Source organism: Winogradskyella schleiferi (assembly GCF_013394655.1).
Classification (GTDB): domain Bacteria; phylum Bacteroidota; class Bacteroidia; order Flavobacteriales; family Flavobacteriaceae; genus Winogradskyella; species Winogradskyella schleiferi.
In genome coordinates this window covers 1,697,334-1,721,001 of sequence record NZ_CP053351.1, presented here as the reverse complement: position 1 = coordinate 1,721,001, position 23,668 = coordinate 1,697,334, and the positions used below count along the sequence as shown (strand labels likewise).

At 35.8% G+C, this 23,668-nt stretch carries 18 protein-coding genes and 1 tRNA gene; 13 read left to right on the top strand and 6 right to left on the bottom strand.

The features are described 5' to 3' along the window. The first annotated feature begins 6 nt into the window (after positions 1-6). The 10 genes from fucP (at position 7) to HM990_RS07340 (ending at position 14,347) form a co-directional block, all read left to right on the top strand. Positions 7-1,290, top strand: coding sequence for an L-fucose:H+ symporter permease (gene fucP, locus HM990_RS07385; protein WP_178988308.1), 1,284 nt, complete (start codon positions 7-9; stop codon positions 1,288-1,290). A gap of 4 nt (positions 1,291-1,294) precedes the next feature. Further along, a complete protein-coding gene (locus HM990_RS07380) occupies positions 1,295-2,971 on the top strand; it encodes a ribulokinase (protein ID WP_178988307.1) in 1,677 nt (558 codons plus the stop codon). A 61-nt stretch (positions 2,972-3,032) separates the two neighbouring features. Next, on the top strand, positions 3,033-4,196 hold the full coding sequence (locus tag HM990_RS07375; RefSeq protein WP_178988306.1) for a glycoside hydrolase family 172 protein: 1,164 nt from the start codon (positions 3,033-3,035) through the stop codon (positions 4,194-4,196). Between the two features lie 228 nt (positions 4,197-4,424). Next, complete coding sequence (locus HM990_RS07370) at positions 4,425-5,879, top strand: sulfatase family protein (protein ID WP_178988305.1); 1,455 nt, start codon at positions 4,425-4,427, stop codon at positions 5,877-5,879. 323 nt (positions 5,880-6,202) lie between these two features. Then, on the top strand, positions 6,203-7,420 hold the full coding sequence (locus HM990_RS07365; RefSeq protein ID WP_178988304.1) for a glycoside hydrolase family 172 protein: 1,218 nt from the start codon (positions 6,203-6,205) through the stop codon (positions 7,418-7,420). 5 nt (positions 7,421-7,425) lie between these two features. Further along, entirely contained in the window at positions 7,426-8,967 is a 1,542-nt protein-coding gene (locus tag HM990_RS07360; protein ID WP_229719408.1) for a sulfatase family protein, read from the top strand. Positions 8,968-8,969: 2 nt separating this feature from the next. Then, complete coding sequence (locus HM990_RS07355; RefSeq protein ID WP_178988303.1) at positions 8,970-11,054, top strand: glycoside hydrolase family 172 protein; 2,085 nt, start codon at positions 8,970-8,972, stop codon at positions 11,052-11,054. Positions 11,055-11,371: 317 nt separating this feature from the next. After that, positions 11,372-12,484: a Fic family protein gene (locus HM990_RS07350; RefSeq protein WP_178988302.1), complete on the top strand. Its 1,113-nt coding sequence runs from the start codon at positions 11,372-11,374 to the stop codon at positions 12,482-12,484. An 817-nt stretch (positions 12,485-13,301) separates the two neighbouring features. Then, positions 13,302-13,697 carry a BfmA/BtgA family mobilization protein gene (locus HM990_RS07345; RefSeq protein ID WP_229719407.1) on the top strand — a complete coding sequence of 132 codons (396 nt, stop codon included), beginning with the start codon at positions 13,302-13,304 and terminating at the stop codon, positions 13,695-13,697. Positions 13,698-13,846: 149 nt separating this feature from the next. Continuing rightward, a complete protein-coding gene (locus tag HM990_RS07340; RefSeq protein WP_178988301.1) occupies positions 13,847-14,347 on the top strand; it encodes a hypothetical protein in 501 nt (166 codons plus the stop codon). Positions 14,348-14,351: 4 nt separating this feature from the next. On the opposite strand, the gene HM990_RS07335 is transcribed toward HM990_RS07340, so the two are convergent. Then, positions 14,352-15,563: a site-specific integrase gene (locus HM990_RS07335; protein ID WP_178988300.1), complete on the bottom strand. Its 1,212-nt coding sequence runs from the start codon at positions 15,561-15,563 to the stop codon at positions 14,352-14,354. A 240-nt stretch (positions 15,564-15,803) separates the two neighbouring features. Further along, positions 15,804-15,888 (bottom strand) — tRNA-Ser (locus tag HM990_RS07330). Positions 15,889-16,077: 189 nt separating this feature from the next. On the opposite strand from HM990_RS07330, the gene HM990_RS07325 reads away from it, so the two are divergent. From HM990_RS07325 to HM990_RS07315, 3 genes are all read left to right on the top strand, one after another. After that, positions 16,078-16,413: an FUSC family protein gene (locus HM990_RS07325; RefSeq protein WP_178988299.1), complete on the top strand. Its 336-nt coding sequence runs from the start codon at positions 16,078-16,080 to the stop codon at positions 16,411-16,413. A gap of 78 nt (positions 16,414-16,491) precedes the next feature. After that, on the top strand, positions 16,492-17,523 hold the full coding sequence (locus HM990_RS07320; RefSeq protein WP_178988298.1) for a M28 family metallopeptidase: 1,032 nt from the start codon (positions 16,492-16,494) through the stop codon (positions 17,521-17,523). Positions 17,524-17,652: 129 nt separating this feature from the next. Then, entirely contained in the window at positions 17,653-19,218 is a 1,566-nt protein-coding gene (locus tag HM990_RS07315; protein ID WP_178988297.1) for a M28 family peptidase, read from the top strand. Positions 19,219-19,310: 92 nt separating this feature from the next. Here HM990_RS07315 and HM990_RS07310 read toward each other — a convergent pair whose 3' ends face one another. The 4 genes from HM990_RS07310 to HM990_RS07295 all read right to left on the bottom strand — a co-directional run bounded on the left by HM990_RS07310 (position 19,311) and on the right by HM990_RS07295 (position 23,397). Beyond that, entirely contained in the window at positions 19,311-19,841 is a 531-nt protein-coding gene (locus HM990_RS07310; protein ID WP_178988296.1) for a porin family protein, read from the bottom strand. 108 nt (positions 19,842-19,949) lie between these two features. After that, a complete protein-coding gene (locus tag HM990_RS07305; RefSeq protein ID WP_178988295.1) occupies positions 19,950-20,855 on the bottom strand; it encodes a Ppx/GppA phosphatase family protein in 906 nt (301 codons plus the stop codon). A gap of 2 nt (positions 20,856-20,857) precedes the next feature. Beyond that, positions 20,858-22,912, bottom strand: a complete 2,055-nt coding sequence (gene ppk1 / locus HM990_RS07300) for a polyphosphate kinase 1 (RefSeq protein WP_178988294.1) — start codon at positions 22,910-22,912, stop codon at positions 20,858-20,860. Then, a complete protein-coding gene (locus tag HM990_RS07295) occupies positions 22,912-23,397 on the bottom strand; it encodes a SixA phosphatase family protein (RefSeq protein ID WP_178988293.1) in 486 nt (161 codons plus the stop codon). The genes ppk1 and HM990_RS07295 overlap by 1 nt, the downstream gene beginning before the upstream one ends. Positions 23,398-23,668 lie beyond the last annotated feature (271 nt).

Below are 23,668 nucleotides of genomic sequence, written 5' to 3'. Positions count from 1 at the left end.
TAAATCATGGAAAACGACTCTAAAATTCCAGTTATCAGACCTGGCAACAAGTGGCCTTTTATTCTCATTACCAGTCTCTTCTTTTTATGGGGATTGGCCAATAACATGACAGATACCTTGTTGGCAGCCTTTAAGCGAATCATGAGTATGACCGATTTTCAGACCTCATGGATTCAGATGGCGTTTTATGGATCCTACTTTTTGTTGGCGCTGCCTGCAGCGATTCTTATAAAAAGATATACCTATAAAATGGGTGTTTTGTTTGGTTTGGGTCTGTTTATATTGGGTGCATTGTTGTTTTACCCAGCAAGTATCACAATGGTTTATGGTCATTTTTTAGCAGCACTTTTTATTCTCGCTGGCGGCTTGTCCATTTTGGAAACTGCCGCAAACCCTTACATTATCTCAATGGGTGCTGAAGAAACAGCAACAAGACGGCTCAATCTCGCTCAGTCTTTCAATCCCATTGGTTCCATTACAGGAATTTTATTGAGTAAGTTTTTCATCCTTTCAAATCTAAATTTATTAGATGCTGACCAACGTGCTAGTATCGACGTAACGGAGCTAAAAGCCATTCAGTCCGAAGAATTAACGTCGGTCATGGGCACTTATGTTGGCGTTGCTTTTTTTCTGTTATTGGTTTGGTTGTTGGTGAAATTCACGAAAATGCCGGCGGTCAATGATAAAGTCAAAAATTTGGAAATAGGCGCCACCTTAAAACGTTTATTGAAAAACAAAAACTACGTTTGGGCAGTCGTCGCACAATTTTTTTACATGGGTGCCCAAATTGGTTTGTGGTCATATACCATTCGTTATGTCATGCAGGAATTGGGCAAAAATGAAGATGACGCCTCAGTATATTATTTGGCATCCATCATCTTATTTTCAGCATGCCGTTTCATGTTCACGGCTTTGATGAAATATATCACACCACGTAAACTCTTATTGTTTTCGGCACTTGTAGGTGTAGTATGTACTTTTGTAGTCATTTATGGTCATGGAATGGTTGGCGTCATCGCTTTGGTTTTGGCATCGGGTTGTATGTCCTTAATGTTCCCTACCATCTATGGTTTGGGGATGGCAAAATTGGGCAACGACTCAAAAATTGGCGGTTCAGGATTGATTATGGCCATTTTAGGTGGCGCAGTGTTAACAGCCATTCAAGGTATGATCTCTGATGCAACCAATAGCATCAATTTCTCGTTTTATATGCCAATGTTCTGTTTGGCAGTAGTTGCGGTGTATGCTGTTGTTCAAAGGAAAATTCAACCAAAAACGTTAGAATCCTAAAGTTATGGGCAATGAAAAAAATGAAGCTTATGTAATTGGTGTCGATTATGGCACAGCGTCTGTCCGTTCGTTATTAGTCAATGCCCACGATGGAACTATTGTTGCTGAAGCTGAATATGAATATCCACGCTGGAAAAAAGGCCTGTTTTGTGATCCATCCAAAAACCAATTTCGCCAGCATCCATTGGATTATTTGGAAGGCCTTGAATATACAGTTAAAACTGTGGTGGTTAACACTTCAAAAGAAATCGTTCAAAATATAAAAGCAATGACCATAGACACAACGGGTTCTACACCAGGCCCTGTTGATGAAAATGGCATGCCATTGGCTTTAAAAGAAGCGTTTGAAGACAATCCAAACGCTATGTTTTTCCTCTGGAAAGACCATACCGCAATAAAAGAAGCCGATGAAATCAACAATCAAGCTAAAAATTTTGAACCCAATTATATCAAATATTCAGGGGGTATTTATTCGTCTGAATGGTTTTGGGCTAAATTATTGCGTGCATTAAGAATAGATCCAAAAGTAAGGGATGCTACTGTTTCTTGGGTAGAACATTGCGATTGGATGCCTTTTTTATTGACGGGAGGTACCGATTATAAAAACATAAAACGAAGTGTTTGTGCTGCAGGGCATAAAGGGTTGTGGGCAGATGAATACGGTGGTTTGCCACCAAAAGAATTTTTTACCTCATTAGATCCACTTTTCAATGGCCTTGAACATCCATTATTTTCTGAAGTTTTTACGTCAGATACGGCTGCGGGAAATTTATGTGCCGAATGGGCATCAAAATTGGGCTTGTCCGAAACTGTAAAAATCGGAATTGGTGCTTTGGACGCACACCTTGGTGCCGTTGGAGGCCAAATAGAACCTTATTATTTGAGTAAGGTCATGGGCACATCAACTTGTGATATGCTAGTGATTCCAAAAAGTAAAAAAGAACAGATTGTCGTTCCGGGAATCAGCGGACAGGTGGACGGATCGATCATTCCCGGAATGATTGGTTTTGAAGCAGGCCAATCCGCATTTGGAGATGTTTACGATTGGTTCAAACAATTGTTGACCAAAACAAGCATAGACTATATTCTGAAATCTGATATTGAAACTAACGTAAAACAACAGCTTATCAACAGCATTGAAACCAATGTGTTGCTGGATTTAAGCAAGGCCGCAAAACAATTACCCTTTGATGAACATTCAGAGTTGGCCATCGATTGGTTTAATGGACGTAGAACACCAAATGCCAATTACTATCTAAAAGCCGGGGTTTTCAATCTCGATCTTGCAAGTGATGGCCCAAGTATTTTTAGAAGTTTGGTGGAAACCACATGTTTTGGTTCAAGAAAAATTGTGGAGCATTTTATTGAAAAAGGCGTTTCAATCAAAGGTATTATTGCTTTAGGCGGCGTCGCCAGAAAATCTGATTTTGTTATGCAAATGATGGCAGATATCATTAAAATGCCCATAAAAGTGAATTCAGCAGAGCAAACCTGTGCGCTTGGTTCAGCAATGTTTGCTGCTGTGGTTGCAGGTGTTTATGACACTGTTGAAAATTCCGTTTCTGCGTTGGGGCAAGGTTTTGATAAAACCTATCAACCCAATTTGGAGCGCTCAAAAATATATGACAAACGCTACAAAGTATATCAAGAAATTGGCAATTTTTTAGAAGCCAAACTATAGATTTTACTGCCCCAAGTTATTAGATTTTAAGAAGTTTAAATATCACGTAAAACACAAAAAAATGAAAAAATCAACACACACAAAAGTCATGCATTCCCTTTTAATAGGTTTTTTTATTGTATGCTCAAACCTTGTTTTGGGACAAAATGAAATCTGGCAGGCCAGAGATTACAGTACGGAACGTATCTCAAGCTATGACAAAACAGGTGCTAATGACGATGGTAATTGGAAAGACAAGATCAAACCCAATGAAACCCGAACTATTGGTGATGTTTCAGGACCTGGGATCATCAAACATATTTGGATGACCATCGCCAGTAATGAACCTTATCATTTAAAGAAAATTACCCTAAGAATGTATTGGGATGGTGAAGATACACCAAGTGTGGAAACCCCAATTGGCGATTTTTTCGGGCTTGGTCTGGGCAAATATAACCTTTATGAATCCAAATTCACATCCGTAGGTTCCCAACGTGCGTTGAACGCCTATTTTCCAATGCCTTTTAATAAATCGGCGAAAATTACCATTACTAACGAAGGGGACATTGCCATAGGTGCTTTTTATTACAATATTGATTGGGAAAAGCACATATCACTTCCTGAAAATACACTCTATTTTCATGCGCAGTACCGCCAACAAACCTCAACGGATGGCTGGACTGATGATTGGTCTTTGAATGGTGATACCTTGGTGAACAACCATAAAAATCTAAAAGGAGAAGGCAATTACGTGATTATGGAAGCCAAGGGTAAAGGGCATTTTCTTGGTGTGACCCACAGTTTGATACAAAATCAAGGCGATTGGTGGGGTGAAGGCGATGAAATGATTTTTATTGATGGCAATGAAAGCCCTAAAATTACGGGCACAGGAGCAGAAGATTATTATTTGGGTGCTTGGTGTTATGGTGGCTGTGGTATAGACCCTTTTGGAAATTCAAAACCTGAATTTGATTATAAAGATTATGGCAATCCCATCAATGGTGGCGATGATGTTGGTGCGCAATGGACTGTTTATCGGTTTCATGATGAATCGCCAGTGACTTTTAATACTTCTATTAAAATGACCATTGAGCATGGCCATGCTAACCATAGATCAGACAATTATTATACTGTCGGGTATTGGTATCAATCAGAGCCTCACATGGCTTTCCCTGAAATGCCCAAAGTAGCAGATCGCTTACCTTCGGTAAAAGATATCGATGGTCCAAACATTGGGAAGAATTAAAGAAATTCATCCATATAAATAGAAAAATGATAATTATTTTGATATATAATGAGTTAACATCAATTTAAACGTTTAAATATTGCACAATTGAATATTATGTTATATGTTCGTTGTGTTTCATACAAAACAATAGAAGTAGCTAGTGAAAAATAATATATTAAACTATTGTATATTGAATGCTCTAAAGTACTGAAAGGACTTTAGGGTAAAATCATTAAATTATAAAAAATGAGAAAGCATATAACTTTAATTCTTATTACAGCTTTGTTTACAATGTGTAATCAAGCTCAAGGGCAAAATAAAGAAACACCAAACGTTATTATAGTTTTTATAGATGATGAAGGTTACGGTGATGTCGGCTGTTATGGTGCTACAGGGTTTGAAACACCAAACATTGACCAATTGGCAAGTAAAGGTATGAGATTTACAAATTTCTACTCTGCTCAACCCGTATGTAGTGCTTCTCGTGCCGGACTTTTAACAGGTTGCTACCCTAATAGGATTGGTTTTTCAAGAGCTTTGTTTCCTTATCATAAGATTGGCCTAAACACAGATGAATATACAATAGCAGAAATGTTTAAAGAACAAGGCTATGCAACTGCCTGTTTTGGTAAATGGCATTTGGGTTGGCAAAAAGAGTTCCTGCCTTTGCAACATGGCTTTGATGAATATGTAGGACTACCCTATTCAAACGATATGTGGCCACGTAGCGATATTACAGGCGAGAAATTGCCTGAAGATAATGGACGGGGCAAATATCCTGAGCTACCGCTAATTGAAGGAAATGATGTAAAAGAGAGAATCACTAGTCTTGAAGATCAGGATAAACTTACCACCATCTACACCGAAAAAGCTGTTGATTTTATAAACCGAAATGCAAAAAAACCTTTCTTTTTATATGTGCCGCACACAATGGGGCATATTCCTTTGGGAGTTTCAGATAAATTCAGAGGAAAAAGCGAGCAAGGACTTTATGGTGATGTTATGATGGAAATTGATTGGTCCGTTGGCGAGATTATAAAAACGCTTGAGAGAAACAATATTTTAGATAAAACAATGGTAATTTTCACAAGTGATAATGGGCCTTGGTTAAATTTTGGGAATAATGCAGGTTCAGCAGGTGGACTTCGAGAAGGAAAAACAACAAGCTGGGAAGGAGGACAAAGAGTGCCATTTATTATTCAATGGCCAAATGAAGTTCCGGTAGGCACTGTTTGCAATAAATTGGCTTGTGCCATTGACCTGTTACCAACATTTGCAGCAATCACAAATGGCAAATTGTCTAAGAATAAAATTGATGGGGTTGACATTAGTTCTCTTTTGAAAGGTGATTTTAAATCGGAACCCCGAAAGACTATCCTGTATTATTTTGGTAAAAACAATCTAAACGGAATACGAAAAGGCAATTGGAAACTTGTCCTACCACACTCTTATGGTTCTTACAACGCAAAACCTGGTAATGATGGTCACGGAGGGATAAGAATAGAAACGGTAATTGAAAAATCAGAACTTTACAATATGATGCGGGATCCAGGTGAACAATATAATGTAATTGAATATTATCCCGAAAAAGTGGAAGAACTCATGATAGAGGTAGTAAAAGCCCGTAAAGAATTAGGCGACCTAAATGTTGGAGTTGCAAAAGGAAGTGAAAACAGAGAAATTGGAAATTTGAGTAATTAAAAAGTACGAAAACACAACAATGGTAACTGATGCACAAGTCAAAATTTCTAAGAAAAGATGATTTTCCTAATTTTTAAGAATATGTAATCTTATGATTATTAAGTGTTTGGTATTCCTAAAAACTGGTAATAATTCGTAATTTGATGAAAAAGGAGGTTGTGCAACAGCCACAATGGGTATAGTTCATTGGTGGGATAGTGATTTTCGAGCATTCGCATTTCAATTTTTCTAATCTTGAAAACTGATAAGTTTGTGCTATGAAATCGCCAACGAAACCATACCCAAACCGTAACTTTAGAATCCACTTTTAAGCTGTTTTTAAAATGAATACGTACTCAACTTTTGTTTTTTCGATTTTTATATGTTTATCAGTAAGCGCATCGTATGCGCAAGAGCTGTATGATGCGCCTAAAGACCAACAGTCGAAATGGTTCAGTTTTGAAAATAAAACTGGAGTCAAAGGTGCTGGCGGACAAGAAAACGAAAAAGCAAAAGGACATGCTTTTAACAGTATAAAAGCTGGAACTACTGAAACCTTATTGGAAGCTACCGGTTCGGGAATCATACAGAGAATATGGTTAACGTTTAACGACAGAAGCCCTGAAATGCTGCGTTCGCTCAGATTGAACATGTATTGGGACGGTGCCGATAAACCTGCCGTTTCAGTTCCGATTGGTGACTTTTTTGGCGTCGGACTTGGAAAACGCGTGGCTTTTGAAAGTAGTGTTTTTTCCGATCCAGAAGGGCGTTCTTTTAATTGCGTCATCCCAATGCCTTTCAGAAAAGGTGCTAAAATCACTTTAAGCAATGATTCGGATAAAGATTTGATAGCACTTTTTTATGACATCAATATGGTGGAGAAAGAACATGGCTCAACTGCACCATTATATTTTCATGCCCATTGGAACAGGGAATTGCTAACCAATTTAGAGGAAGATTTTGAAATTTTACCCAAAGTAAATGGGAAAGGCAGATTTTTGGGTACCAATATTGGCATCAAGACCAACCCCCTTTACGGAAAAAGTTGGAGGGGTGAAGGTGAGGTTAAAATGTATATTGATGGCGATAAGGAATACCCCACTCTAATTGGTACAGGTACGGAAGATTATATTGGGACCGCTTATGGACAAGGTGCTTTTTCACATCAATTTCAAGGTTCACCAATTGTTGATGAAGAAAAAGGTTTGTATGCCTTTTACCGCTATCATATTCCAGATCCCGTTTATTTTTACGATGATATTAAAGTCGACATCCAACAAATGGGGGGAGCGGATATTAAAAACGTTATTTCTTATGTCGATAATGGCGCGGAACTGAAATGGGTAACCGTGCATGACAAAATGGACTTTTATAAGCTATTGGAAATGGATAAAACGCCTGATATCAAAGATGAGGACTTCCCAAAGGGATGGGTCAACTTTTACCGTCGTGATGATGTTTCTGCCACCGCTTATTTTTATTTGGACAGTCCTGTAAGCAATTTACCGGAAATCCAGTCTTTACAAATACGCACAGCAAATTTAACTAATAAATCAAATTAAATAGGATGGAACATTCAAAATCAGCAAATTCAAAATTAAGATGGATCATTGTACTCATGTTGTTTACATTTTCTTTTGGGTATTCACAAACCGAAAAACCCAATATCATCATTATCAATGTTGACGATTTGGGATATGGTGATATTGGTGTTCAAGGCGCCACTAAGGTCAAGACACCAAACATCAATAAACTAGCTGTCCAAGGTAAGCGTTTTACTGATTTTCATTCGGCCTCAGCCGTATGCTCCCCTTCAAGATATGCGTTGATTACAGGGCGTTATCCTGCAAGAAGCAATTTGTATTATCCCATTTTCCTCAAAACACCTATACAAATCGAAACGGATCGAATGACCTTGGGAAGTTTGATGAAAAAAGCAGACTACCAAACTGCCATCATAGGTAAATGGCATTTAGGTTTTGGCAATGAAAGTCCCGTTGACTGGAACAAACCCTTAAAACCCGGGCCATTGGAACTTGGCTTTGATTACTATTTTGGCGTGCCTATCCTAAACAGCCATCCTCCTTTTGTTTATGTAGAAAACCATGATGTGGTGGGTCTTGTACCCGAAGATCCTTTTGTGTATGGGAAAAAGGCCGAAACACGCTTTTTTGATGAAAAAATGGGCATTGACGAAATTGGCGGTGCCAAGGCAGCGCATCAAAATTACAATGATAGAATGGTCGGCACGACTTTAAAGGAAAAGGCTGTGGAATGGATAAAAGCGCATAAGGAAAAACCATTCTTCCTGTATTTCGCTACAACCAATATCCACCATCCATTTACGCCTGCACCACGTTTTATCGGTACAAGTGAAGCGGGACCTTATGGCGATTTTATCCACGAATTGGATTGGATGCTTTCTGAAATTATGAACACTTTAGATGAAGAAGGCATTTCAGATAATACCTTAGTGATTTTCACAAGTGATAATGGCGGTATGCTTAATAGAGGTGGTCAATTTGCTCGTGAAGCAGGTCATCACGCGAATGGTGCTTATTTAGGTTTTAAATTTGACGCTTGGGAAGGCGGCCACAGAGTACCTTTTATTGCACGATGGCCGGGAAAAATTGTTCCGGGATCGACCTCAGATCAAATGTTTTCAAATGTGGATCTGTTTGCTACTTTGGCTGCGGTTATTGGCTATCAACCTAAAAAAGATGAAGGTCCAGATAGTGTGAATATGTTACCCGCACTTATAGGAGATCCTAAGGAACCTATTCGTGAAAACATGGTTATTGCTGCAGGTTCTCGAAATCATTTATCACTTCGTAAGGGTAAATGGATGTTCATTCCTGCGCAAGGTGGAGGTGGTTTTGGTGCCAAACATTTGGGAGACCATGATTTTGGTGGTGCTGCGGCATTTCCTTTTACGGAAGAAATCAATAGTGATATTGAAGATGGACAAATAAAGGAAACAGCTGCTATGGCACAATTGTACAATTTGGAGACTGATCCTTATGAAAGTACAAATGTGTATAACCAAAACCCGAAAGTGGTTGCAGAAATGGAAGCACTCTTAAAGGAAATAATAACAAAAAAACAATAATAATGAAGCCATCAATAGTTAGTAAACTGAGTTTTAGAGTAAGTGTATTTTTCATAGTATTTATCATTTCCTGTAAAGACGAAAATGTAACAAAAACAGATAAAAACATCACGTACACATCATTGGTCAATAGGTTAACCGATTTAAAAGCTTTGGCAACATTACCAAATGAAGATGAAAAAAGTGAAATGTGGGCAAGTTATGACCGTAAAAGTAAAGTGGATTCCATAACAGGTAAGTTTATTAATTGGTCAGCAAATAACGATGGCTTCAGTCCGCAGTTTATTAGAAAAGAAGCCGATAATGAGGTATTGGCGGAAATGACCGGACCAGGCGCTATTGTCCGTATCTGGTCAGCAAACCCTAGCCAAGGTAAAGTCAACATTTATATAGATGGCAGTGAAACACCAATAGTGAGCGAGTCATTCATTGATTATTTTAGTCCAAGTATCCCAGCCTTTGACTTTTCTGAATTGGTCTATGAAACCGATGCTAAGGGCTTCAATAATTATGTGCCTATAACGTATCAAAAAAGTTGCAAAGTGGTTGCTGAACCGGGTTGGGGTCAGTATTACCATTTTAATTATATTACCTTTCAGGATGATGCAATTGTTGAGAAGTTCAATCCAAATTTGAATGACGAAGCTAAAAATGCGTTATCTTTGGTAAACACCTTCTTCGGACAAAAAATGGGCGAAAACCCTTATAATTCAAAATTGAATATTTCTACAAAAGAATTGACTTTAGAAAGTGGCGCAAGAGAAATCGCTTTTGATTTGAATGGTAAAGGTGCTATTGGAAGCTTAAAAGCAAAGATTGAAGGTGCTAATAAAGACAATTTAGATGAAGTGTTAAGAAAAACTATTTTAGAGATTTCTTGGGATGGTGAAGTAAACCCTTCGGTATGGTCGCCAATTGGTGATTTCTTTGGCTCTGCACCGGGTTATAATATTTACAAAACCTTGCCTATGGGAATGACCTATGAATGGATGTACAGTTATTGGTACATGCCGTTTTTAGATGGCGCAAAAATTAGTGTGCACAATTATTCCGGATTTCCAGTCACCGTTTCCTTGGAAATTGGACAGGAAGAACTCATGGGTGATGAAGACAATTATGCCAGATTTCATGCCAAATGGCACCGTGATCTTGAACCTATTAAAAAGGAACGTTGGCCAGATTGGTTAATGTTAAAAACACAAGGCAAAGGTCGATTTTTAGGAGCTTCTTTATCGCTTTGGAATCCAAAAGGAGGCGGTAACACTAATGCTGGAGAAGGCCATCATTGGTGGGGAGAAGGTGATGAAAAGTTTTTCATTGATGGTGAGACTTTTCCATCGACGTTTGGAACGGGAACCGAAGATTACTTTGGCTATGCTTGGGGCAATCCGTCTCTATTTGAGCAGGCATTCCATAGTCAGTCCATAGATAGCGATAATATGGGCTATCAAGCGGTCAACAGATGGCAGGTGATTGATAATATTCCTTTCCAAAAGTCATTTGAGGGCTATATGGAGAAATATTTTGCCAATGATTGGCCAACGCAATACGCCACTGTGGTGTATTGGTATTTGGATGCGAATGGAAAAGATCCCATTAAAGCTACACCTGCTGATGAACTTTATGGTTATGAAATTCCATTTGAAGTATTTAGGGAGCCCAATGTTTTAGAGGCAGAAACCTTAAAGATTGCAGAAAATTTTGGTGGTTGGGGCTCGATTGATGTGTTTGCCCATGAATCTCTTTATAAAACTGTGAGTGGGCATAAGGTTCTGTTTTGGGCGGCTCAGAAAGATAAAGAGAACAAGTTAAAAACAGAATTTGACTCGGACAAATCAGGACAATTTGAAGTCTATGCAAATATCATAAAACAACCAGAAGGTGGTATTTTTGAGATCAGTATCAACAATCAAAAACTAAAAAGTATAGATTTTAAATCTTCAAAAGATACTAAATACACAGAGAGGATAAAGTTAGGAACCGTGAATTTAGATAATGGAACACAAGTTATTGATTTCAATCTAAGAAAAAATGATATGTTCCCTCAAAATTTATGGATTGATTATTTTGAATTTAAAAAGTTATAATAATTAAGTTAGCCAATACATCATTTCTACTTTGTAATGTTTATTGCGAAGGAAGATGTGATGTGTTCTTTTATGTGACACGAAAGAATTTCCAATTACAATTTTGGTTTGGGAGTTTCTTTTAATACTAAATTTTTGAAAGTTTTGAATGAGTGCTTCATTCTCAAAATGCGATTTATTGTACTATTTTTAATCGAGTTGACTTTTTAATTGAGCATTTATTTTATATTAATACTTAATCTTGAGCCGATAAATTAACTTAATCAACTCAAAAAATCAATATATTTGAGCTGAATAAATATTTTAATCGGCTCATAATGATTTATAACTGGCAGAAACCGGAATGGCCCAACTTCACGTATTCGTTAGAAAACGTAGAAGGATTATTATTTGACTATATGTCCCGAACAGGGCAATTAGAAGGATATTTAGAAGGCTTAAACCGAGGTGAACAACTTGAAACGGTTATACAAACAATTGTCGATGAAGCGATTAAGTCATCAGAAATTGAAGGAGAATATCTTGAGCGTGAGGATGTAAAATCTTCTGTAAGAAACAATCTTGGACTCAATATACCAAAGAATGATGTTTCAGACCAGCGGGCAACAGGAATGGCGGCTTTACTAATGGATGTTCGAGAGACTTTTTCAGAGCCGTTGACACAAGAAAAACTTTTTGCTTGGCATGCATCCCTCATGATGGGAGCAAATGATGTCCTAGTAGGAACTTGGCGAACCCATAAAGAGCCGATGCAGGTAATTTCTGGAGCTCTTGGAAAACAGAAAATACATTTTGAAGCACCACCATCCGATTCGGTACCAATTGAAGTGAAGCAATTTCTTCAATGGTTCAATGATAGTAGTCCATCGGGAAAGCACCCTATTAAAAAACCAATTATAAGGTCGGCAATTGCCCATTTATATTTTGAGAGCATTCACCCCTTTGAAGATGGAAATGGGCGTTTGGGAAGATGTATTTCTGAAAAAGCATTGTCCCAATATTTAAACAGACCCATTTTAATAAGTCTGTCGAGAGGTATTGAAGCCGACAAAAAATCGTATTACTTCCATCTTGAAAAAGCGCAACAATCAAATGACATATCGGAGTGGATGTCCTATTTCGTTAAAACTGTTCTTATTGCCCAATGGCAAACCACACAAGAAGTTGCTTTTACTTTAAAAAAAGCTCGCTTTTTCGATCGATTTAATGAGCAATTGAATGAAAGACAATTGCGTGTAGTTCAACGCATGTTTGAAGAAGGTCCAAAAGGTTTTGAAGGTGGTATGAATGCTCGTAAATATATAGGTATCACAAAAACCTCAAAGGCTACTGCCACTCGTGATCTTCAAGATTTAGTAGGTAAGGGTGTATTTATTCCAACTAGAGGAGGAAGAAGTACACATTATGAATTGGTTTTAGATGTGAAATAGTATCATGTCATTACAACCCGTTCCACCACATTCCTCTTCATTTTGCGAAAAGCTGCATTCCGAGAAAAGCGGTTCACTAAATCAATCTTGAACCCCGTCGCAGAAAAAGTGACAGCGTTCGCTTTAGAAACAAATCACTTCACCCTTTCAATTCACAAAGTTTCAAAATTAAGAACGAGACAGACTGCATAACCGGTCGCAAACTCCCTTTTATAAGTCCTTACTCATCCTGAATTTTAATGTTTGTTACTGAAAAGGTAACAGCGAGGCTCTATGGGAAGTAAGTGGAATTAAAATAATCTAATAGTCATTGTTTTCGCTGTTTTCCTACAAAATGGTATTGATTTAAAATTTTGCTTAATCAAGTTCATTTGAAAAGGAAAACGCTCTGGATATAATAAGTATATGGATATATGCCATTATGGCAACCAATTGACAGCATTTTGAACCAAATAATATGGCTTAACTATTGTTCTATTCTAACTAAATGTCAGCTCTTTAAAAAACGATTCTTGGTTGGTATCATTGAGAATAGTTTAAATATTTCAACTTACCACTGTTAAAGATCGTTAGCTAGGGATAATGAAGAAGGAGCTTTTTAGCTTTCGGTAAAAAGTATGAAAGTACCGAAATGAAATGTAGGAATGGAATAGCAAGAGGGTAACACGCGCTGCGATGTTACATATTCCATTTTGTTTTCAAACAGTTGGTAATCAGTGATTTATAATTATTTTAATTTACTGATAATCACCAATTTGCGTCAAACGAGCTTCAAATGTGCATTTTTAGGGAATAATTTGCGACAAACCAGACAATTATGGACACATTTACAGGGATCAGATTTAAAAAGGAAACTGCAAAACGTTTCCAGACATTTTCACGCACTCACTTCAAATCTCATACCGAGGCAATGTCCACAATGCTCGATTTTTTCTTCTATAATGAAATATCGCCAAAGGAGAAATTAGGTCCGACCGGAAGAACCATCGAAGCCAAGTTGCTCAAAAGAATCAATGCGGTCATCGCAATAATGAGAGATATGGAAAAATCCCAGACCAAACCAACTACTGCAATGTTACAATCGCTATTTGTAGAAATAAAACCTGTTAAAAAACAACTTCTGACAGCAAAAAGTCCTGAAGAGGTTAAAGCGAAATTTGAAAATAGAAACAAGGAAACACAATCTAAAAAAGGGTTTAAATGGAAAAGGTGAATTATATCGTCCAACTCAATAGGGCGTTTGAGCGGTTTCATAATGACACTCGCATAAAACAGGGGCACATTACATTGTATTTGGCGTTCTTCCGAAAGTGGAACAAGGAGTTTTTCAAAACAACAATCACGATTAATCGAGAACTTATAATGGAGCGGGCAAAAATTAAGTCAAAGACAACCTATCACAACTTCGTCAAGGATTTAAACGATTGGAACTATTTACAATACTTTCCATCGTACCATCCTACAAGAGGATCCATAATTAAGATGTCCATTTTTTGTGACCTACCAGTCCAAAATTTGGCCATGACCGTCCCAGGACCACGCCAAAATTTGGTATCTTCTTATAAACATAAAATAAATAAAAACTATAATAAACTGGCAAGGCCAAAAAATGAACTGGTTGTTTTAAATTTTTTTAAAGAAAACAATTGGCCGGAAATAGAGGGCAGAAAATTCTTTGCCTATTATCAAATCAAAAACTGGAAATTGAGCAATGGTCTAAACATAAAAAACTGGAAAACGGCAGCCACAAATTTTGTAAAAAATGGTTTTATGGCAGAAAAAGAAAAATTGACCAGTCCAATAAATGGCTATGTGGATATAATATTGCGCAAAAACAACAAAGATTATGGAAAGCCACTTTAGATCCTTACTGAAATTTTGATCTTAAAAGAGCCATATCCTTGCTAACTTTCATATCTAAAATCTTAGCATAATGTTGTGTTGTTTTAAGGTTGGTATGCCCTAACATTTTACTAACTGACTCTATTGGAACACCATTGGTTAGAGTTACTGTAGTCGCAAAAGTATGTCGTGCTAAATGAAAGGTAAGATTCTTCGTAATGCCCGCCAATGTGGCAATCTCTTTGATATAGGCGTTCATTTTTTGATTGCTAAGAACTGGTAGAACCAAATCTTTTTCTTTCAGTAGCTCGTTGTCTTTATATTTGTCAACGATAACTTTAGCAATGGGTAGAATTGGTATATTGCTTCGAGTATCCGTCTTTGATCTTTTCGTTTTCACCCACTCTACACCATCTGTACCCACACTAATATCGCCTCTATTCAGTTTTTTGACATCTGCATATGCTAGACCAGTAAAACAACAGAATATAAAAATATCACGTACTTGGTCGAGCCGTTCCATTTTCAAATCGAGATCTATAATTTTTTGAATTTCTTCCTCAGTTAGAAATTCACGTTCCACAATTTTCAGTTTAGCTTTCCAATGCAAGAAAGGATCTTTATCTATCCAATCATTAGCGTGAGCAATTCGAATAATCTTTTTAAAGTTAGTTATATACTTAATGGCTGAGTTGTGTGCACACTTGCGAGTCGTCTTGAGATAGTATTCTAACCCCGTAATGAATTGATGGTCTACATCCTGTACAGGAATATCATTTTTGTTGTATTTCTTCTTTATATAATCTGCTACGTGTTTTTTGCAAGTGCGATACCGTTCAGCAGTTCCTGTAGCAAAATCTTTTCCGATTAAACTTTCAACTTCATCGTTATGTTCCTGGAATATCTCAAGTACCAATTTTTTGGATTTGTCTTTTCCGATTAATACATCTCTAATATCTGTCGCTGAATAAGTCTCATTATCTCTTTCAAAATTCTGTTGAATTGAGTAAACTTTATTACGTAGAATACTCAAATGTTGATTGATATTTTGGGCTTCTGGCGAATTACCCATTGCTAATTGAGTTCTGGAATTCCACCAATCTATCCTAATTTTGCGGTGTACACTGAATTCTGTCCGACAGCCGTCAAGCGTTATTCTTAAGTATATATTCGTCTTTCCAGTGACATCTGCCTTGCTTTTTTTGATATAAAATAAAAGTGAAATTGATAGTGACATAATTAATTGTTTCCCGATTTCCACCAATATACTAAAATAAATCAACTTTAAATCAAAGTTAAAATACTTATATTCAATTGTTTATATGCTTCTGGTGGAACTTTTTTTAGACATCCAAGTTACACCGAATTAGCCCCTTTTTAACTGATATTATTTGATATCAAATGAAATCATGTAAAATAAAAAACCCTCTAAATCAATTGTTTAGAGGGTTTTTGGTGCCATTTGTAGGACTTTTCGCGGAGAAAGAGGGATTCGAACCCCCGGAGGTGTGACCCTCAACAGTTTTCAAGACTGCCGCATTCGACCACTCTGCCATTTCTCCTTTAGCGGGTGCAAATATAGAATCCTTTTTGTTGTTCCCAAAAGTTTTTAAGTAGTTTTTTTGAAAAAAAATGGACTCCATTTTTTCAATGTTAAAATCAATCCCATTTTAATCCAAATTGTATTTTTCGGCACAATAAATGCTGACATAATTATTGAACGCATTAAATTAGCACAAAACTTAAAGGGCATGAAAAAAATAGTAATCATAGTTGGACTTATTTCAGCATTAGCAGCAACCATATTAGCGACTACTAAATTCTCTAATTTCTCTATTATACCAATAATTATTGCTTTTATAAGTGGTTTGATACTACTGTTTCTTTCAAAAAAAGAGCAATCCAAAATAAAACCTATTCAATATATTTTTCTTTTAGTCATAATTTCATTGGGTTTAACCATATATAAAAGTGTAAACACTACTTCAGAAATTGAGGAGACTGAACCATTAGAGCAAACAGATCAAGAGATTCAAGATAAACCTAAAGCAATTATTGACAGTGCTATAATTGATGAAAAAATATAAAATTTCAATCTTATTGTAAGAAAAATTTCAAGCTATTTATCTTATTTTTGCTAAAATCAATTAGTTACAACCTTTTTCATGAAAATATTCATTGCTTCTGCCCTCCTTTTTGTTGGCTCATGTGCCACTTTAAGACATAGCGAAAAAGTCAACAACCTTAAAAATAGTATTACTTATAAAGATAAAGCCATTGTTGAAAATTATCTCAGTACCATAAAAATAGACGAATTAAAATCCCATGTTGTTGAAGTCTCTTCAGATAAATACATGGGAAGAATGACCGGTGAGGAAGGACATAATCAGGTTTGTGATTATATTAGACAGTACTACAAAAGTCTTAATATAATGGCACCAGAGTCATATCCAAATTACTATCAAATCGTCCCAAAAGAGGCACTACCGGACAATCTTAACGACTCACAGAATATTATAGCCTATATAAAAGGTGCTGAGTTTCCGAATGAATATGTTTACATTGCTGCGCATTCTGACCACGAAGGTATCGTTAATGGAGAAATATATAATGGTGCAGATGATAACGGCTCGGGTACGTCAGCCGTTTTGGAAATGGCAGAAGCATTTAGCCAAGCCGTTAAAGATGGTTATGGACCAAAACGAAGCATCGTTTTTTTGCATGTTACTGCTGAGGAAGTTGGTTTACATGGCTCAAGATATTATACCGAAAACCCCATATTTCCACTCGATGATACTGTGGCGACATTGAATATCGATATGATTGGACGCGTTGATGACAGGCATAAAGACAGTGAAAATTATATTTACCTTATAGGTTCAGATAAAATGAGTACGGAATTGGATTTTATAGCCCAAAAAGCTAACGCCACATTTACCAATCTCAATCTAGATTATAAATATAATGACGATAGAGATCCTAATCGCTATTATTACAGATCCGATCATTATAATTTTGCTCTTAAAGGGGTTCCCGTAATTTTCTTTTTCAACGGCGAGCATGAGGATTATACGAAACCAACTGATACAGCTGACAAAATCAATTTTCCACTTTTACAAGAACGCACAAAATTAATTTTTGCCACAGCTTGGTATCTGGCAAACGCTAAAGTGCGACTAAAGGAGGAAATTCTCTGATGTTAAAGTTTGTTAAAAGACTTTAAACCCAAACTCAAAACCTCTTCAAATATTGTAATTTTATGGGTTGATTCTTTTGAAAAAATTTCAATGGATTCTTAATATAACCCTTTTAACCTTTTACCCTTCATGAAAAACTTACTGCTATTATATTGTACGGCATTTTTATTTGTAAGCTGTGGAAGCTCCTCTGGAACAAAATCGATTACAGTCGAAAATATTGACCCTGTAGAATATGCTTCAACAATCACTTCCGATGAATTAAAAACCATGTTATACACCTATGCTTCTGATGAATTTGAAGGTAGAAATACTGGTGAAAAAGGCCAGAAATTAGCGGTAGAATATTTAAGAGACCAATACAAAGCCATGGCAATACCAACGCCATTAGGTGACGAAGATTATTTTCAAGAAGTACCTTTGGAAAAGCACAAAGTCGCTGACGGAAAATTAACCATTAACGGAAAAGACTATTTAAATTTCGAAGACCATGTGGTTTTAGCAGCTCCTCATACTATAAATATGTCCATTGACGATATCGTTTATGTGGGCTATGGTATTTATGATGAAAACTATTCAGATTACCAAAATATAGATGTTAAAGGCAAATTTGTTTTGGCAAAATCTGGAGAGCCAAAAGATGCTGAAGGTAATTTTATAACTTCGGGAAAGACCGATAATACTAAATGGACCAATGGTCGTCAATCAATTTCGAGCAAAAGGGAAGCGGCAAACGAAAATGGAGCTAAAGGACTAATATTTATTAATAATGAACAATTTTCAAAATATGCACCAAACTACCAAAGACGAGCGGCATCTGGTTCAACGGGTCGCTTAAGTTTAAAGAGCAATACCGATGGAATGATTATGCTTTTGGCAAATGAGGATCTAGGAAAAGCAATTTATTCCTCTATAGCTAAAGACAACACTCCAAAACTAATACCTACAGCTATTCATATTGAAATTGAAAATAAATCTGAAACTATAATTTCCGAAAATGTTGTCGCTTATATTAAAGGTTCTGAAAAACCAGAAGAAATTGTGGTCATCTCAGCACATTTGGATCACGAGGGCATAAAAGATGGCAAAATATACAATGGCGCAGATGATGACGGCTCTGGTACCGTTGCTATATTGGAGATTGCTGAAGCATTCAAAGCTGCCGAGAAAGCAGGTCATGGTCCAAAACGCTCAATTCTATTTCTTCATGTTACAGGCGAAGAAAAAGGCCTTTTAGGATCTAAACATTATACCGACAATGATCCTATATTTCCGTTGGAAAATACCGTTGCTGATCTCAATATCGATATGATTGGAAGAACAGATACCAAACGAACGATAGGAACAAGAAATTATATTTACTTAATTGGTAGTGATAAATTGAGTACGGAACTTCACAATATTTCGGAGGAAGCCAATACAAAATATATAAATATGGAATTGGATTACACATTTAATGACGCCAATGACCCTAACCGTTTCTATTACAGATCTGACCATTATAATTTTGCAAAAAATAATATTCCAGTGATATTCTATTTCAATGGTACACATGATGATTACCACAAACCAACAGACACACCAGATAAGATTCAATACGATTTACTGGAAACCAGAACGCGTTTAGTGTTTTATACAGCTTGGGAAGTTGCCAATAGAGCTGAAAGAATTGTAGTTGACAAAGCCACTGAATAAATTGTCAAAATTACACCATTATAAAAGCCTTTTAACACAACGTTGAAAGGCTTCTTTAATTTAATAAATACCACATCAAAGCTTTTATAGCTTTAAAGCTTCATTCCAAAACCGAATTGTATCACATTGTTTTTAGCTTCCAATGTTTTCAAGTCCTGATCAATCACATTTGTAAGTCCATATGATAAACGAGCATCTACAAAGAATTCATCTGTTATCATATATTCCAATCCAGCAACACCAGAAAAAGCAGCAGTTGAAAATAAGTCGTTAGCCTCCCATGTTTTCAAACCAATTTTTGGCCCGAATCCTAAAATCATACGATCAGATAAGGAAAACCTCAACAAAATTGGTAAATGGATATAATCAGCTCTAAGCTCTTCTTCCTTACCGCCTTCTGCAGACCATTGTAATTCTACCAATAATGATGTTTTTTCAGAAAAACCAAAATCTACATACCCACCAAATGCAAACCCATTTCGGTGCTGGTTGTCAAAATCAGCATCTGGTTCAAAATCTATATTAGATATATTAAGCGCACCTCTTGCAGCATAAGTAATGTCTTGAGATAGACAAACTGTTGTGAAAGAAACTAATATCAAAGCGAGTAAATAATTTTTCATAATTTTCAATTTGAGATAGCGAATATATATTAAATTCTAAAATGCATAATAAATTAATGGATTTTAATCGGTAAAAATCAGGTAAATGGGTGTTTTATGATCTCAATATTATAAAACTACACTAGAAACAGTTTCATAATACATACTTTTTATAATACCATCTGAGAGTCCTATTTTTGGTACATAGACATCTTTTGCACCACTCCATTTCATGGCTGACAAATAAATCCGTGTTGCAGGAATAATAACATCGGCCCTATCTTGGTTTAAGTTCAATTTGGTAATTCGCTCTTCGTAAGAGTAATTTTGAAGCATTTTGTAATAACTTGTCAAGTAAAAATAAGTCAACGGTTTACCTATGGCTTTTCCAGAGATTTTAAAAATCTTATTAATGTTACCACCAGAACCTATTAATTCTATTTTATCGTATTGTTTGGAATGGTTCTTTATCCACATTTCCAATTCTTGCCAAGTTTCATTCTTAACGATATCATTGAGCAATCTTACGGTTCCTATTTTAAACGATTTGGATTGTTTTTTCTCACCATTATGTATGATGGAAAACTCTGTACTTCCACCACCAACATCTACGTAAAGATATGTTTTATTCGGGTTTATGAAAGATTGCAAATCCGTTGCCGCAATAATAGCTGCTTCTTCCTCGCCATCAATAATTTCAATATGTATACCACAGGTTTCTAGTATTTTTTCAGCTAAAGGCGCACTATTCTTTGCTTCCCTCATCGCAGATGTTGCACAGGCTTTGTATCGGGACACACCATGGGATTTTATAATGAGGCTAAAAGCTTTCATGGTGTCAATCATTCGTTCTTGGTTATATTCTGATATTTCGCCTTTTAAAAAAACATCTGCACCTAACCTAATAGGGACACGAACCAAGGAGTTCTTTTTAAACACAACGGGTTCATCATCTAATTCTATAATGTTTGATATTAATAACCGTACAGCATTTGAACCTATATCTATAGCTGCATATTTCTGTATCTTCAGCATAATTAACCTTCTAAATTGTTTAAGTAATACTTATATGTATCAAATTGTGCTCTCACTTTAGGATTGTCGTTCCGGCGATAGGTATTGTCCTGCTTGTCGTTAATGATTCTTGCTTTAACATTATCATTCCAACAGATATCATATAAATGTTGTAATTCATGTTTTATATCTTCATTATAAATTGGACAACTCACTTCTACTCTAGTATCAATGTTTCTGGTCATCCAATCCGCAGATGATATGTAAATTTTTGGATTATTTTGATTCGAAAATATATATAATCGTGTATGCTCCAGGAATTTATCGATAATACTGATGATTTCAATATTCTCGCTCATACCTTTAATTCCAGGCACTAAACAACAAAGTCCCCTTACTATCATTTGTATTTTTACGCCTGCTCTACTTGCCTCGTATAACTTATCTATCATTTTATAGCTACTGATGCTATTCATTTTTAATTTTATATACGCTGGTTTTCCGTTTTTAGCATTTACAATTTCATTATCGATTAAAGCAAAGATCTTGCTTTTAGTATAGTGAGGAGATGTAATGATGTGCTTATATCGATTTACTTTGTAATTAACTTCAAAAAAATCAAAGACTTTATTGACGTCTTTAAGGATTTTTGAATTTGAGGTCATCAATGTAAAATCCGTATATATCTTTGCTGTAGATTCATTGAAGTTACCTGTACTTATGAATCCATATCTCACCAGTTTATCATTTTCTTCACGTTCAATCACGCACATTTTACAATGCACTTTTAAACCAGCAACACCAAAAAGCATCTTAATGCCTTCATCTTGCATCTGCTCTGCATAGTTGATATTTGCGGCTTCATCAAAACGTGCTCTCAGTTCGATTGAAACCGTTACTTTTTTACCATTTTTGGCCGCATTAATTAAAGAGCTTGCGACATGTGAAATCTGAGCCAGTCTATAAATTGTGATTTTTATGGATTTGACTTTCGGATCTAAAGCTGCTTCCCTTAAAAACTTAACGATATAAGAGAAGGTATGATAAGGCGTATAAACTAAGTAATCTTTTTTCGCAATAGTTTTAAAAATACTTTCTTCTAGGCTAAGTCCTTTTACTGGTAATGGCTTAATTTTATCGTAAAGTAAATCTGTTCTTCCCAAACTCGGAAAACTCATATAATCCCTTCGATTATGGTAACGGCCACCTGGAATAATACTTTCTTTTTCGTCAATTGACATAAGTTTTAAAAGAAACTCTAAAGTCGTTTGTTTAATATTTTTATCATAAACAAAACGCACTGGCGCTCCACTTTGTCGGTCTTTTACACTTTCGGAAAGCTTATCAATAAAACTCTTACTAAGATCGCTGTCAAAATCCAATTCACCGTCTCGTGTAATTTTAATCATGTAGGCGCTAATGCTTTCATAATTAAATATATTGAAGATATCATCTAAACAATATCTTAATATATCATCCAGCATGATTATATAGTTGTTCTTTCCTTTACTAGGAAGTACTATAAAGCGATCCATCGTTGAAGATATTTCTATCAAAGCCACCTGATCTTTGTCTTTAGAACTCGACATTGTGACGCTTAAATACGCCGAAATATCTTCGAGTTCTGGTAAGGCCACATCTTCGTTGAGCATTATGACCACTAAAGCAGGACTAATTTCCTGATAAAAATAATTCATAATAAACTCATGATGATCTGTATCTATTTCAGTCTCTTTGATGATATAAATATTCTCGTTTTCAAGTTCTTTATTAATTTCATCTAATATCTCTAAGCTATAACTTTGATGTTCTATGACAATCTGAGTGATTTCTTCTAAAAGATCGCCAGCTTTTATGCCACCTAATTCACTTTTACCACCTTTTCCAGCTTCATAAATTCGTTTAACAGTGGCATATCTCACTTTAAAGAATTCATCTAAATTATTCGAAAAAATACCTAAGAAACGCAAGCGTTCAATCAACGGAACATTTTTATCTGCAGCCTCTTGCAATACACGTTCATTAAATTTTAACCAACTTAGCTCTCTGTTGATATAAATATTTTTGTCTTTAGTCATTATTTTAATTCCTTAGGAATAATTATAAATTCCGTTGTTCCTTGTTTGAGATTTTTCCAATTATCATTCTCAAAATTGATCTTAACCAAACCACTTGTTGGGAGATTATCTATAAAATTGTCCCCAAATATATTAGAAATTGATGTGAAAGCATGATTGTGACCAAAAATCATAACCTCATTTAAATTATTTGGCAACTGTTTAATAAAATTGATAACACTTTCCCCACTAAAATCATATAAATCATCAATTACGGTAATATCATTTTCTGGAATTTTCAAGGTTTTAGTAAAGATTTTACAAGTGCTAAGTGCTCTATTTGCCGGACTGGAAAAAATAACTTCGGGACAGTCGTTTTTTTTAATAAATTCCTCCGCAACCAATTTAGCATCATTTTTACCTCTGGTTTTTAAGGGTCTTTCTCGGTCCGAAACGTTATGCCTCCATGACGACTTACCATGTCTCATTAGAATAATTGTTTTCATAAAGTCATTTTTTTTTTAACAAAAGTTATACATCGATTGTGTTCTTAGTATACATGGAACATCCATATAATCAAAATTTTAGATGTAAAAATTTCTTTCAAACCACACATTAAATATCGATTAAACGCATTTTTTTTCGACAAAAGGTTGTGTATTTCCGTTTTAACGATTAAATTGCCGCCTTAACTCTAATGTTTGATTATCATTTTAGTTATAAGTTCTTTTGTAGGTAAATTTAATGTAAATGATCCCAAATCAAAAATATATTAAT

Bases quoted from the DNA above. Each gene is read 5' to 3' on its own strand.
- fucP (WP_178988308.1), top strand. From the start codon at position 7: ATGGAAAACGACTCTAAAATTCCAGTTATCAGACCTGGCAACAAGTGG.
- HM990_RS07380 (WP_178988307.1), top strand. From the start codon at position 1,295: ATGGGCAATGAAAAAAATGAAGCTTATGTAATTGGTGTCGATTATGGC.
- HM990_RS07375 (WP_178988306.1), top strand. From the start codon at position 3,033: ATGAAAAAATCAACACACACAAAAGTCATGCATTCCCTTTTAATAGGT.
- HM990_RS07370 (WP_178988305.1), top strand. From the start codon at position 4,425: ATGAGAAAGCATATAACTTTAATTCTTATTACAGCTTTGTTTACAATG.
- HM990_RS07365 (WP_178988304.1), top strand. From the start codon at position 6,203: ATGAATACGTACTCAACTTTTGTTTTTTCGATTTTTATATGTTTATCA.
- HM990_RS07360 (WP_229719408.1), top strand. From the start codon at position 7,426: ATGGAACATTCAAAATCAGCAAATTCAAAATTAAGATGGATCATTGTA.
- HM990_RS07355 (WP_178988303.1), top strand. From the start codon at position 8,970: ATGAAGCCATCAATAGTTAGTAAACTGAGTTTTAGAGTAAGTGTATTT.
- HM990_RS07350 (WP_178988302.1), top strand. From the start codon at position 11,372: ATGATTTATAACTGGCAGAAACCGGAATGGCCCAACTTCACGTATTCG.
- HM990_RS07345 (WP_229719407.1), top strand. From the start codon at position 13,302: ATGGACACATTTACAGGGATCAGATTTAAAAAGGAAACTGCAAAACGT.
- HM990_RS07340 (WP_178988301.1), top strand. From the start codon at position 13,847: ATGGAGCGGGCAAAAATTAAGTCAAAGACAACCTATCACAACTTCGTC.
- HM990_RS07335 (WP_178988300.1), bottom strand. From the start codon at position 15,563: ATGTCACTATCAATTTCACTTTTATTTTATATCAAAAAAAGCAAGGCA.
- HM990_RS07325 (WP_178988299.1), top strand. From the start codon at position 16,078: ATGAAAAAAATAGTAATCATAGTTGGACTTATTTCAGCATTAGCAGCA.
- HM990_RS07320 (WP_178988298.1), top strand. From the start codon at position 16,492: ATGAAAATATTCATTGCTTCTGCCCTCCTTTTTGTTGGCTCATGTGCC.
- HM990_RS07315 (WP_178988297.1), top strand. From the start codon at position 17,653: ATGAAAAACTTACTGCTATTATATTGTACGGCATTTTTATTTGTAAGC.
- HM990_RS07310 (WP_178988296.1), bottom strand. From the start codon at position 19,841: ATGAAAAATTATTTACTCGCTTTGATATTAGTTTCTTTCACAACAGTT.
- HM990_RS07305 (WP_178988295.1), bottom strand. From the start codon at position 20,855: ATGCTGAAGATACAGAAATATGCAGCTATAGATATAGGTTCAAATGCT.
- ppk1 (WP_178988294.1), bottom strand. From the start codon at position 22,912: ATGACTAAAGACAAAAATATTTATATCAACAGAGAGCTAAGTTGGTTA.
- HM990_RS07295 (WP_178988293.1), bottom strand. From the start codon at position 23,397: ATGAAAACAATTATTCTAATGAGACATGGTAAGTCGTCATGGAGGCAT.